The following is a 13903-nucleotide window of genomic DNA, read 5'->3' on the forward strand; positions in this document are numbered from 1 at the left end:
GAATTCTTGTCCGCAATCTTTACATACAATTGTCTTATCTGTCATAATATATTCCTCCTAAATTTTAAAGATAGCTTTTTGTTATAATGAATCTTTTTAAATAATTTAGAAAGACATATATACAAAAACTTTTCTTTTAATGATATAGTATACTCTACTACTTTTATTATGATACCATCTTTTTCAAACTATTGCAATATATTTTTTGAATTTTATTTATAAATATTTCTTTATAAAATCACATAAAACATATGCTATTATAGCTATTGTAAAAATATACATCAACACTCATTTATACAAAATTTTTATAAAAACGAATATACTAATCCAATTCCTATTGCTATTGTAATAATATAAAATAATATTACAGCTCTATTATTCTTCTTCGCTTCACTTTTAATATCTTTGACACCTAATCTACTTATATTATTCATTAATTCTTTAGTCTCATTTCTCATATCATTATCTTTATAATCTATATAAAATCTAGTTCCATCAACTAATTGAATTACAAAAGCGTCCCTACCTATTATGCTTTTTTCACCTTCTTTAATTACCAAACCTGCTGCTTCTATTTCTTTTAGCTCTAAATATTTTTCTATTGTAATATTTACGTCTGCATCAAACCCAATCATTAAAACCTTATTTTTCGTTATAATAATTTCGTAATATACAGTAGCTTTCCAAAACCAATACGCTTCTCCAGGCATTCTAGTATAATATTCATAGACTATATCTCTTTTTTCTATACCATATTTCTTTTTTACTTCTTCAGTTATTAAGGCTCTCATAAGCTTTGTATTTTCTACACCAAAAACCTTCTTTTCAGCACTACTTCCAATAGCCCCTCTTATCTTCATAGCTTCTTCTACACTTATCTCAAAAGCCATTCCATTTTCTTTTTCTTTAAGTAACTTTAGTACCTTTAAAACATTTTTTTTACTTTATTTATCTCATCTTCATTTAAATTTACATCCGGTAACTTTTCTGTATTAAATTCTTCAATATTATCTAAATAATCTTTACCCATTAATATTTCCTCCTTCTAAAAATTCACTCATCCTTTTTCTACCTCTAAGAATTCTAAGGGTTACTGCATTCTCACTCATATGAACAGTTTTTGCTATACTACTAATTTTTTCATCATTATAAAACCTTCGTATAAATATCTCTCTATCAACTTTTTTCATTTCATTTATAAAATTTCTAACCTTTTCAAATTCTTCTCTTTTTATTTCTGAATCTAAAATATCTTCTTTTCCACATAGATTCACATTTTCTATATCTACTGAATTTTTATATTTTTCTTCTCTTCTAGCTTTATCTATTGCTGTATATTTACTAATGGTACAAAGCCAATTTTTAAATCTATTCATATCCCCATTAAATTTGTCTATATTTAAATACATTTTCAGAAATACATCATTTACTACTTCTTCTGATAACTCTCTATTTGAAAGAATGCTATAAGCTACTTTAAATACAAGATTAGAATACATAGAAATAGCTATCTTAATTACTTCTTTATCTCCCATTTTTAATCTCTCTATTAAATTCTCATTTTCCAAAAACGGATTCCTCCCTTTTAATTTTTCAAAAGCTTTTTTAAAGTAAATTTACTTTTCACTTATATAATCGTATATTAATGAAAAATCTTTCAATTTTTCAAAAAAAAAATTAAAGTCTAAAATTTTAAACTCTAATTTCTATTATTCTTTTTTAAAATTTATAATAAAAAACTCGCCTAAGCGAGTTTTCCTAATTATTTTAATTTATCTAAAACTGATTTCCCAATTGTATTTTCTGGCATTTTATATCCAAAGTTATCTACAATAGTTGCTCCTATAGTCCCAAATGTATCTACTGTATCTAATATAGCTCCTTCTTTCATTGAAGGTGAATAAGCTAAGAATGGTACATGCTCTCTTGTATGATCTGTTCCTTTATAAGTTGGATCATTACCATGATCTGCTGTGATTATTAATAAATCATCGTCTCTCATTCCATCTAAGAATTCTCCAAGTTTTATATCAAACTTTTCTAATTCTTCTGCATATCCCTGTGGGTTTCTTCTATGTCCCCAAAGAGCATCAAAATCAACTAAATTTACAAAACATACTCCTTTAAAATCTCTCTTTTCAATTTCTATTGTTTGTTCCATTCCATGAACTGAACTTTTTGAACTATTTCCTTCCGTTATTCCTTCACCATCAAATATATCTTTGATTTTTCCAACTGAAATAATCTCAAGTCCATTTTCTTTTAATACATCTAATGCAGTCTTACCATATGGTTTTAATGCATAGTCATGTCTATTACTAGTTCTTTTAAACTCACCAGCTTTTTCTCCTAAGTAAGGTCTTGCTATAACTCTTCCTACCATCCATTCTGGTTTCATAGTTAATTCTCTAGCAATTTCACAACATCTATATAACTCATCCAAACCGAAAGTTTCTTCATGTCCACAAATTTGTAACACTGAATCTGCTGATGTATAAACTATCATATCTCCAGTTTTCATTTGGTGCTCTCCAAGTTCATCTAATATAGCTGTTCCACTAGCGCTCTTATTTCCAACTATTCCATGACCTGTTCTTCTTGATAACTCATCTAGTAGCTCTTGTGGAAATCCTGTATCAGTAAATGTTTGGAAAGGCTTAGTTATATGAAGCCCCATCATTTCCCAATGTCCAGTCATAGTATCTTTTCCATTACTAGCTTCCTTCATTTTCATTTGATAACCTAATGGCTTCTCAATAGCATCAACATGTTTAATTTTATGAAGATTAGCTAACCCTAACTTCTGTAAATTTGGAATATTAAAACTATCAACTGATTCAGCAATATGACCTAATGTATCAACATTTTCATCTCCAAATTGCTTACAATCCTCTAACTCTCCAATTCCTAATGAATCTATTACTATAATAAATACTCTATTATACTTTTCCATGTCTTTTTCCTCCAACTTCTTTAGTTAAGAGTTAATAGATAACAGGTAAGAGTTGCTAAAACTCCTTGCCATAAAATAATCACTTACAATTTCCATTAACTCCTAATCTCTCACTCTAAATTAAAAACTCTTACTTCTAGACTCAGAATCCTTCCTTACAATAAAATTTACCGTCAGATAAATTTTGAGCTATCCAAAAGAATCGCCTGCGATTCCCCTAATTCTTAATTTTTCATTCTTAATTCCCTTTATCTTGCTTAATTAAATTCCTAATTCCTTCAACACAAACTTTAATAGCTACTTCCGTATCATGTGCAACTGGATTGTCTAATCCTCTCTTTGCTCTTTCTTGATTTGCCATTACTAGGAATATAGCACCAACTCTTACTCTTAAGAAGCTTCCTACTATAAATAATGCAGCTCCTTCCATTTCTGATGCTAAAGCCCCACATCTTATCCAGGCTTCCCATTTATTTTCAAGATCATAACTTACTGGTTTATCACTTGGCGTATGTTGTCCATAAAATGAATCTTTTGATTGACATACTCCAACATGATAATTTTCCTTCGCATCGTCTGCTGCTTTTACTAATGCATTTACAACTTGAAGGTTTGCAACTGCTGGATATTCTATAGGCGCATATTCTCTTGATGTTCCCTCTGCTCTTATAGCACCAGTTGCTACAACTAAGTCTCCACCTTTAACTTCTAAATCCATTCCACCACAAGTTCCAACTCTTATAAATGTTTTTGCACCACATTTAACAAGTTCTTCTAATGCTATTGCTGCTGATGGTCCTCCAATTCCAGTTGAAGTAACACTTACCTTTACTCCATCTAAATATCCTGTATAAGTTACATATTCTCTATTATCAGCTACCAGTACTGGATTATCAAAGTACTTAGCTATTTTTTCACATCTCTTAGGATCTCCTGGAAGTATTACATACTCACCAACTTCTCCTTTTGCCACATCTATATGATATTCTTTTTGTCCTTCTGAATAAATCATTACTATTCCTCCTAAAAAGCTATATAAATTTTATAACTTGTCTAAAAATTTAGTACATTTTTATAATATCATTATATGTCTATATTAGCAATCGTTTTCAAGTTTTTTTAAATAATATTAAAAAAGTTTTAAGGAAACCCCTAAAACTTTTTCTTTTTTTAATATTTATCAGTCTTTTCTATAATACTTTTCTTTTTCTTTTTTCTTTCCCTCATCAATAAAACAATTATTATAATTACTATTATTATTCCTATTAGAAAAACTATAGGTTTCCATATAGACAATATTTCATATTCTAACATCATATTAGTACTATTACTTAATATTCCAACTTTATAATTCCACTTAACTTCATTTGGACTTACTACTTCTTGAGCATTTGTGTTTAATAATTTACCATCAAACGTAATTATATTGGAAAATGGAATATTTCTTATAATTTCTTTATCTATTTCTTTTTCATATTTTTTTTCAATATCAAAAACTGCTGTTCCTGGTCTTACTTCTACTATGTACACCGACTTATAAAAATAATCTTTTTTATTTATTCTATAATTTAAGACTTTTTTTATATTCTCGTTTGTGTCAAATTCACTTATAGATTTAGCTTTTATATTTATCTCTTCTACCGTCTTACTTCCATCTATATATTTATCTATATGTAGATTATTCATTTCCAACTGACCTTGCATGAAATCATTTTTTATAGCATTTCCTACACTTTGATCATACATTACTTTAAAAGAAAAATTAACTCCATTTTTTTCTGTTAAATTAGTTTTGGATGTAATATTTATATCACCGCAAGAAACAATTGTTACTCCTAATAACAAGCTCATCATTAATACTATTTTTTTCATAAAAACCCTCCTAAACATAATATTTAGTAGTTTTTGCTTTTTTTTCTTATTTATTCATTAAAAATGGGGAAGGCCAGCAAAAACTTTGCTGACCTCTTGGTATATGGGGTATAATTTAAAAATCTGACTAATTTTCACCCTATTTTTTCTAACCCATAAATTGCATTAAAAAAGTTACTCAACCATAGAGTAACTTACTGATAAACACATATACGGCTATATACGTTTAAAAACAAAAAGTATACACTCTTTGGCAACTGGCTGACATAGTAAAAACTTTAGTCCCTATAGTTTTGCGTCATTAGATTTCTCTAAATTTGCCTATTTTATTCTACAACCAAATATTAACATATATTTAATAATTTGTAAATATATTTTTAAAGTTTTTTTAAAAAATTCCAAACTTTTTCTTTTTATAAAATGGTGTTATTTTATCTAAGCTTTCTCTAAAACTTATTTTTTCAGTTATTTCTAATGAAATATCTTTTATATATTTTTTATAAATATCCTCTATTTCTCTAAATACGTTATCTTTATTCTTCTCTATATCTACTATAATTAAATAATTTTCTTCTCTTCCCATTGTTACATATCTTAAGTAAGCTCTTTTTATACCTTTTACAGTCTTCATATACCCTACTAATTCATCTATCATCTCTATTGGACTTTCTAACGGCTCACCAATTTTCATTGATATATTTTTCTCTTTATCTTTTTTTACTAAGCTTCTTTCAAAACTCTCTATTTTCTTTTTATTCTCACTATCTATTTGAATTTTTAGTCCAAATGGATTTATAACTATATTTTTTTTAGTACTCATAAATGAAATTACCTCACGATAGCTACATTTTTTTCCTTCCCATACAGATGTATCATAATTTTTTTTAAATTCTATCCAATCTGTAAATAATGGTTGAAACTCTTTCCCTTTATTATCAGTTAATATTCCATAATGAATATCATTATTTTTCTTCACAAAAACTCTTCCTTCAACTTTCAGTTCCTCTTTTTTTATTACTGGAATTAAATACTTGCCTCTAAGTATCTCTTTAATCATTTCTCTTTCTAAATATGATACTACTTTATTTTTTCCTTCATAATTATTTTTTTTATTATCAATTTCCTGTTTGAACCTCATCATACTATAAAATAATTTAGGATTAGTTGTTGGTATATCTTTCTCAGAAAAACCTGTATAGTCCATAGGCGGTATCACTTTTTCTCTTTCTAAATTTATAGTATATTGCCCATTATCTATTACTACACCTTCTATTCCAAGTCTATAAAATTCACTAAAACTTTTTATAACCTCATCATTATTTAACAGTTTTATATCCAATATTAATCCTGTTTCCTCAAAATGTTTCTTTGCAAACACACCATACTCCTTTTCTGAAAATATCCATGCTCTTTTCTCATAATCAGTATGTGGGTATCCTGTAACCTTATTATAAGCTATGTATAGCTCATTACTCTCTATTATCTTTTCAGTTATTATCTCAATATATAACTTTATTTTTTCTTTAAAATCTACACCTTTAAATGCCTCTTCATTTTTACAGACTTGTGCTTTAAACATTAAAAAAATAATCTCTTGTATTTGAAATTTCTTTAACTCTTCTTTAGTAATATTTTTATCTACTAATATTTCATCAAGTTTATCTTTTAAGGCTTCTTGCATTATTTTACCCCTTTTATTTGCTTTTTAATAACATTTTACCATATAGTGTTATTTTTTTCCTTACAATTCCATAATTTTTTATTTTTATCATAAAGTAAAAAAAGACTAATATGTCCGTATATTTACGTCCATATTAGTCTTACTTATTTAAAATCCATTATTTTGAGCTACTTCTTTTATCCACTCACCTGATTTTTTAACTTTTTTCTCTAAAGTTTTTAAATCTAAACTTATATATCCATATCTGTTTTTATATGCATTACACCATGACCAACAATCTATTGGTGTCCATGAATGAAATCCAAAGCAATTTGAGCCTTCTTCTATACCTTTATGAAGATACTCTAAATGTTCTTTAAAGAAATCTATTCTATAATCATCTTCTATTTTTCCGTCTTTATTTATATATCTTTCTTCGCCTTCAACACCCATTCCATTTTCTGAAATATACCATGGAATATTATTGTAATTTTCTTTTATATTCATAGCTATATCATACATAGCTTCAGGATATATTTCCCATCCTCTATAAGGATTCATTCTTCTTCCTGGCATTTCATACATTTCAAAATATTTATCTGGCATCCACCCATTGCTATTATCAAATTCAGTTTCTCTAGGCTTTATTCTTCTTGGTTGATAATAATTTACTCCTAGAAAATCAACTGTATTATTTTTTATTATATTTAATTCCTCTTCTGTAGTTTCCCATAATACATTGTCTTCCCTTAAAACTTTAACTAAATTTTCTGGAAAAATTCCATGCACTGCTGGATCTAAAAATGAATTATTAAAGAAGTCATCTCCAAGTTTTGCAACTCTTACATCTTCTTCATTATTTTTATCTCTTGGATATGATGGTGTAAGATTTAAAACTATTCCTATCTCTCCATCACATTTTAATTCTCTATATGTTTCTATTGCCTTAGCTGATGCTAAGTTTAAATTATAAAGACATTGTACAGCTTTTTTTCCATCTACAAGCTTTGGATAATGAAATCCATAAAGATATTGACCTTCAACAACTACTATTGGCTCATTGAACGTTGTCCAATATTTAACTCTATCTCCAAAAAGCTTAAATGCTGTTTCTGCAAAAACTCTAAAAAGTTCTACTACATGTTTTGAAGTCCATCCACCATACCTTTCATATAGCTCTACTGGCAAATCAAAATGATGTAGATTCATAACAGGAATAATTCCCTCTTCTAAACAAGCATCTATAACATTGTTATAAAAATTTACTCCATCTAAATCTGGTTCTCCTGTTTCAAAATCTTTTATAAGTCTTGTCCATTGAATTGATGTTCTAAAAGAATTAAGACCTATAGATTTTAGCATTTTTATGTCTTCTTTATAGCTATTATAGAAGTTTGACGTAACCTCTGGTCCTACATTATCAAAAAATATTTCTGGTTCTATAGAGAACCAATAATCAAAGACACTTTTATGAGGCTTGTTAAAGCTCCCTTCTGATTGTGGTCCTGATGTTGCAGACCCCCATAAAAATCCCTTTGGAAACTTATACTTTATTTCCATAAAAACAACCCCTTTACATATTTATACAAGCAAATTATAAAATATTTTCTATCACTTTGTCTATATTTATAAAAAAAATAAAGCCTAAATTACACTTAACCTTTATTTTTTCCACTACTTCAATAATTAATATATAATTCCATTTTTAAATGCAAATATTGCAATTTGAGTTCTATCTCTTAACTCTAATTTGTTTAATATTCCCGTAATATTATTTTTTATAGTTCCTTAAAATAAAAAAGTGGTATAATGCCACCTTTTAAAGACTTTCATAAGTTTTAACTATTTTTTTATTTAGTAAAATTCCTGTTATTCCTATTAAAACTAATAATATAACTGCATTTAAAATAAATACTATTATTGTGCTCTTAATTACAAAAGCTAACGCTAATATTATTCCCCCTACAATTGCTCCTACTATTATATTTGTAAAGTTCTTAAAATTTCCTTTGTAAAGATTTTTTTCCGATTCCCATACAATTTTAGGACTTAAGTAATCTGTAAAAACTCCAATAATAGTGACTAAAAAACAACTTAAGATTTGAATTATAAAACTTAATATAAATATTTCTACTCCTACTTTTTCAAAAATTAAGATTCCTATTCCAAGTAAAATTATTAAAGAATTTATTAAAAAGCTTGATATAACTTTTGCTAAAGCTTGAGTTTTATAGCTTACTGGGATATATTTTGATACTAAAATATTATCTCCTTCACGACTTAATGCAGTACTTGCAGCAGAACCACTAGACATTCCTATCATTATTGCCATTGTTGATGCACCAACAACTAAGAATCCTAAGTGCCAATATGGACTACTTAATGAGTTTGAGAATATCATAAAAATATATATAACTGGAACATAAAAAAGCATTACAACACTATTTATTAAAAATGTTGGTGTTCTAAACACAACTTTAAATTCTTTCATAATTAAAGCTCTTAATATTGAAGTTTCTTTTATTATAATCTTTCCACTTTTCTTTTTATCCTTTTCATCTGTTGATGCTTTTATACTTTTTAAATACATTTTTTCTGAAACAAAATATAATATTGCTGATAAAATTACAACTACTAAAAGTACTTCTAAAATATTTAATATCCCTGATATACTTCCATATGAAACCAATGCTAGTGATTCAAGTTTAACATTTATAAATACAAATGATATTACTTTAATTATCATCCCTTTTGTCATTACTATATCAGCTGCTTGTTTTCCTATATCATTTCCTTTAAAAATTATATTTACAAGAACTACTAATGCAATTAATACTATTGTAAATACAATTTTGATAGCATCTTTATGCTTACTTAAATTCAATACTCTCATTAATATATTTGAAATTATAAATGCAAATATCATTGGTATAATTGGATTAAAAATATAAGCACAAACTACATATACATAAAATATAAATCCTGCATTTGAAGCTACTCCATAAGCTATAAGAGGTAATACTATTATTAAAGAATAAATATAAAGATATGCAAGTGTTGAAATAAGTTTACTAAAAACAATTTCACTCCCTTTAAACGGTAATGGCAGAAACATTTCAGTATCTTCTGCTAAGAAAAATGTATTTATAACATTAAAAAATCCAATAATTAAAGTTATAACACTTCCTGAAACTAAAATAAGTTCTAACAGTACATGTTCTTGTCCTAACTTTTCTAATATTCCATATCCTGCCCCTACTGCTCCTGCATAACTTGCTGAAAGCATCAAAATAACTATTACAAAGATTAAATACCGCACCCATGTAGGCATTTTAACTTTTCCTTTTGTCTTTGGCATTTTAAGATAATATTTAAGTAATAAAAAAACTCTACTCATTTTCTGTCATCTCCAAGAATATTTTTTCTAAAGACTCATCTTCTGTAAATTTATCTTTAAGTTCCTCTAAAGTTCCAACAAAAATAAGTTTTCCTTTTTTTATTATTCCAACTCTATCACAAACCTTTTCTGCAACTTCCAATACATGAGTTGAAAAAAGAACTGAATTTCCTTCATCTGCATGTTTTCTCATCATATCTTTTAATATATATGCTGATTTTGGATCAAGTCCTGTTAAAGGCTCATCTAAAATCCAAACTCTTGGATTATGGACTAATACACCAATTATAACAATCTTTTGTCTCATTCCATGAGAATAACTACTAATAGTTTCTCCTAAAGCGTGTTCCATTTCAAAAGTTTTTGAAAGAGTTTCAATTCTAGCCTTTCTCTCCTTTTTAGAAACATTATAGGCATCTGCCATAAAGTTAACGTATTCAATACCTGTAAACTTTAAAAACATATCAGGACTATCAGGTACATATCCAAACTGTCTTTTAGCTTCTAAAGGTTTTTTTGTAATATCAAAACCATTTATATCAATATCACCTGCACTTATAGACGTAATTCCTGTTATCATTTTTATAGTAGTAGTTTTTCCTGCTCCATTAGGACCTAAAAGTCCAAATATTTCTCCATCTTTAATCTCTAAGTTCATAACTTCTACAGCATTACTACTGCCATATTTCTTTGTAACGTCTGTTATTTTAATCATTCTTTTCTCCTCTTAACTTTTCTTCTCTTGATATACTGTTACACTTTTATGTGTTGCTTTTGTATTTGTTTTATTTGGAATAAAACCTGTACACACAATACAAACAATTCCTATTGTACATAAAACTACTGCACTTTTAAAAAATCCTTTTTTAATTTTTCCTGTAGTCTGTTTTTTATAAAAATACCATGCAAATAAGCAAGCTGCAATACCAATAAACACATGTATCCAAACTATATCAACATTAAACTTGTCATACGCACTTCCTTTAAGATTTTCTATTAGAACTGTTTGAAATACTGTAGTTCCATTTGCAATCATATGAACTAAAATATCTCCAAATATTGAACCTGTATACAAATATATAAGTGCTAAAAATATTCCAAGTAAAGCTGCATAGATTCCTTGGTCGCCATTTCCATGAGCTATCCCAAAAGTTACTGAAGAAATAATAATTGCAAATATAACATTTCCAGTTCTCTTTCTTATAAAATTAAATAAAATTCCTCTAAATATTATTTCTTCAGCAATTGGCGCTATAATAACGGTTCCAATTATAGATATAGGTGTTATCATATTTGAAAACATCTTTGCTATCTGTGGATCACTAAAAAATGGTGCTGCTAAAGCACTTGCTATAACTCCAACCACCAAAGAACATCCTACACCAACTGGAACTACAACCCCAAGCTTTCTTTTCTCAAACTTTATTGGCTTTATAATATTCTTAAATTTATTCTTTGTAAAAATTTGAATTATTATAAAAGCACATAAAACTGCAAAAATATCAGCACACATAGCAATTACACTAATTTGAGTTCCCATAGAAATAGCCACCGCCTTAGTAGTAGCCTGTTCAATTTCCAAATAAGGATTAATATGAAAACCAACCATAACAGCAATTTGAACAACTGCAAAACAAATATTAAAAAATAAATAAACCAAAACTGCAAACAAAATGGACTTAACATATTTCCACATTTTTTCAAAACCTCCTATTAATATGTAAATTATATCCTAGTTTGGCTTGAAATTATGTTAAATTTTGGTGAATGATATTGTAATTTGAAATTTAAAATTAGTAATGAATAAAACTGGATTGACAAAGCCAATCCAGTTTTTTCAACTTCCAAAATTCATCCAAGCGAACTTTTCCCTTAATTCTTAATTCTTAACTTTGCTCTCTCTTCCTCACTACAAAAAGCCCCTTCTATTCCATTTCTATAAATTTCATTAAACTCTTTTTCATTAAGCCCTAAAACTTTTTCTCCATTTGAAAATTCATCAGTTAAAATTAAATTAGAAACTGTTCTATTATCAGTACAAAGACAACCTTTTACTCCATCATTTAATAATTTTTTTATAGGATGATTTTCATAACTCTCTATAGCCTTTGTTTGAACATTACTTTTAGGGCACATTTCTAAAACTATATTCTTTTCTTTTACAAGATTGTATGCTTTCTCATCTTTCATAATTGCAATACCATGTCCAATTCTTGTAGCTTTTAATTTTTCTATAGCTTCTATTACATTTGTACTAAAGCCTGTCTCTCCAGCATGAATAGTAACATTATATCCATAATCTCTTCCAACTTTAAACTCTTCAACAAAATCATCTACAAACCCTTCATTTTCAGCTCCTGCTAAATCTATGGCAACAACACCTTTTCCTATAAATTCTTTTCCTGCTTCAATAACTGGCATTGCATATTTTTTATCCATATGTCTAAGAATAGAAAGAATTAAATTTCCTTTTATATCGAAATTTTTTTCCCCTCTTTTCATACCTTTAATAACACTTTCTATTATCTCTTTTAAAGCTAGTCCTTTTTCAATATGTAGAATTGGCGCAAATCTTATTTCAATATATTTTATATTCTCCTTAGATGCATCCTCCATAAGTTCATAGGTTATTCTCTCTAAATTTTCCTTTCTTTGCATAAGCTTTAAAGGTAATTCAAACTTCTCTAAATACTCAACAAGACTTCTACAATCTTCAGAAACCATAAGTCTTTTTTCAATTTCATCTCTACTTAATCCTTCTAAATTCATTCCCTCTTTTTCCATTAAATCAATAATTGTATCAATTCTTACACTTCCATCTAAATGACAATGCAACTCCACTTTAGGTAATTCTTTTAAATTCATATTTCTTCTCCTCTTTTAATTAGCATATATATTTCAAATTATTATTTCATTATTTTTTCAAATTCAATTCTTCTACTAAAAGCCCCATCCTTTTAAAATTCGTGCACTAATTTTAATCTAAAAGCAAAAAAAATTCTTGATTACAAAGATAACAAGACATAATAATCTTATTATCTTTGTAATCAAGAATTTAAGGCTCTTGGTAGAAACTCCCTAACCATATCATAGGGATTATACAAAAAAATTTTTTCATTTTCTTATTAATATACCATAAATCCAAAAAAATTCAACAACTTTTTTGTTAATAGTTAGTAGTTAGAAAAACCGAATTGGCTTTGCCAATTCGGTTTTTCTTTATTATCTAAAGTTTGCTTAAGCGAATTTTTTCATTAATTATTCACTCTTAACTCTTATTGAGCTTCTTCTGCAAATACTTCTCCTGCAGTCTCCATTTCTTTTTCAAGTTTTGCTTCGACCTCTGGACTTAATGCTTTTACAAACATTTTTAAGAAATTAAATAATACTTTAAATACTACATAACTTGTTATAAATATTTCAACATTTCCAAGGAAAGTAAAGAAATGTCCTAAATGTGCATATCCAAGTCCTACATAATAAAACCCTAATTTATAACTTGCAAGTGTTCCTATAGCAAGTGGGAATGTAAATGTTGCGTGTGTTGGTTTAAATCCTTTTTTAAACTCTTGAATAATATAACCATAAACTACTGGTAATAAAAGTAATCCTGTGATTATTAACCACCATAACATAATTGGATTTGGATGTTTATATAAAGTAAGCATTCCTACAACTCCAAGTGGTGCTGGTGAACATATAATTCCAATACTAGGAATTTGGTGATCTGCAATTTTCTCACTTCTAAATACTATGTATAATACAACTGGTAATAATGCTGTATAGAATATAAATCCAAATAATAACATAAACTTAGCAATTGGTTCTACTCCTACAATTCCTTTACTAGCAATTGAACCTGTAATCATTCCTGTGTAAACGATAAATGCTGTTGGTAATACATTTTTGAAATCTCTTTCTTTTATTCTTAAATATGTATATAAAATTACTATAAAATAATGCCAAACTACACCGGCTAACCATAAAACTGTACAAATCTTTGGTGCAAATGGATACATAA

The 13903-nt window shown here is 27.5% G+C and carries 12 protein-coding genes, 1 pseudogene and 2 riboswitches; all 13 genes and pseudogenes read right to left on the minus strand.

Annotation, left to right across the window (positions count from 1 at the left end; translation table 11 throughout):
* Positions 1 to 305: 305 nt before the first annotated feature.
* Entirely contained in the window at positions 306 to 890 is a 585-nt protein-coding gene (locus tag ACRDDY_RS10365; RefSeq protein WP_438564878.1) for a hypothetical protein, read from the minus strand.
* A gap of 132 nt (positions 891 to 1022) precedes the next feature.
* Positions 1023 to 1568, minus strand: coding sequence for a sigma-70 family RNA polymerase sigma factor (locus ACRDDY_RS10370; protein ID WP_438564879.1), 546 nt, complete (start codon positions 1566 to 1568; stop codon positions 1023 to 1025).
* A gap of 194 nt (positions 1569 to 1762) precedes the next feature.
* On the minus strand, positions 1763 to 2953 hold the full coding sequence (gene deoB, locus ACRDDY_RS10375; protein ID WP_438564880.1) for a phosphopentomutase: 1191 nt from the start codon (positions 2951 to 2953) through the stop codon (positions 1763 to 1765).
* 238 nt (positions 2954 to 3191) lie between these two features.
* Entirely contained in the window at positions 3192 to 3965 is a 774-nt protein-coding gene (gene udp, locus ACRDDY_RS10380; RefSeq protein WP_438564881.1) for a uridine phosphorylase, read from the minus strand.
* Between the two features lie 158 nt (positions 3966 to 4123).
* Positions 4124 to 4825: a hypothetical protein gene (locus tag ACRDDY_RS10385; RefSeq protein WP_438564882.1), complete on the minus strand. Its 702-nt coding sequence runs from the start codon at positions 4823 to 4825 to the stop codon at positions 4124 to 4126.
* Positions 4826 to 5074: 249 nt separating this feature from the next.
* A riboswitch (cyclic di-GMP riboswitch) is annotated at positions 5075 to 5157 on the minus strand.
* A 56-nt stretch (positions 5158 to 5213) separates the two neighbouring features.
* Positions 5214 to 6506, minus strand: a complete 1293-nt coding sequence (locus tag ACRDDY_RS10390; RefSeq protein WP_438564883.1) for an enhanced serine sensitivity protein SseB C-terminal domain-containing protein — start codon at positions 6504 to 6506, stop codon at positions 5214 to 5216.
* A 147-nt stretch (positions 6507 to 6653) separates the two neighbouring features.
* A complete protein-coding gene (locus tag ACRDDY_RS10395) occupies positions 6654 to 8045 on the minus strand; it encodes a glycoside hydrolase family 1 protein (RefSeq protein ID WP_438564884.1) in 1392 nt (463 codons plus the stop codon).
* 126 nt (positions 8046 to 8171) lie between these two features.
* Positions 8172 to 8273: pseudogene (locus ACRDDY_RS10400) on the minus strand (DNA-binding response regulator); the annotation flags it as partial.
* A gap of 31 nt (positions 8274 to 8304) precedes the next feature.
* A complete protein-coding gene (locus ACRDDY_RS10405; protein WP_438564885.1) occupies positions 8305 to 9882 on the minus strand; it encodes a putative ABC transporter permease subunit in 1578 nt (525 codons plus the stop codon).
* Positions 9875 to 10597 (minus strand): ABC transporter ATP-binding protein, encoded by a 723-nt coding sequence (locus ACRDDY_RS10410; RefSeq protein WP_438564886.1) that lies wholly within the window; start codon positions 10595 to 10597, stop codon positions 9875 to 9877. The genes ACRDDY_RS10405 and ACRDDY_RS10410 overlap by 8 nt, the downstream gene beginning before the upstream one ends.
* A gap of 12 nt (positions 10598 to 10609) precedes the next feature.
* The gene (locus ACRDDY_RS10415; protein WP_438564887.1) at positions 10610 to 11578 is read right to left on the minus strand and encodes a lysostaphin resistance A-like protein; all 969 of its coding nucleotides are present in this window, start codon (positions 11576 to 11578) and stop codon (positions 10610 to 10612) included.
* 176 nt (positions 11579 to 11754) lie between these two features.
* The gene (gene add, locus ACRDDY_RS10420; RefSeq protein ID WP_438564888.1) at positions 11755 to 12747 is read right to left on the minus strand and encodes an adenosine deaminase; all 993 of its coding nucleotides are present in this window, start codon (positions 12745 to 12747) and stop codon (positions 11755 to 11757) included.
* Between the two features lie 159 nt (positions 12748 to 12906).
* Positions 12907 to 13006: riboswitch (purine riboswitch) on the minus strand.
* Between the two features lie 151 nt (positions 13007 to 13157).
* Positions 13158 to 13903: TDT family transporter (locus ACRDDY_RS10425; protein ID WP_438564889.1), on the minus strand; the 746-nt coding region annotated here is incomplete at its 5' end.

It is taken from the genome of Clostridium sp., assembly GCF_051656525.1.
Lineage (GTDB): Bacteria > Bacillota > Clostridia > Clostridiales > Clostridiaceae > Clostridium.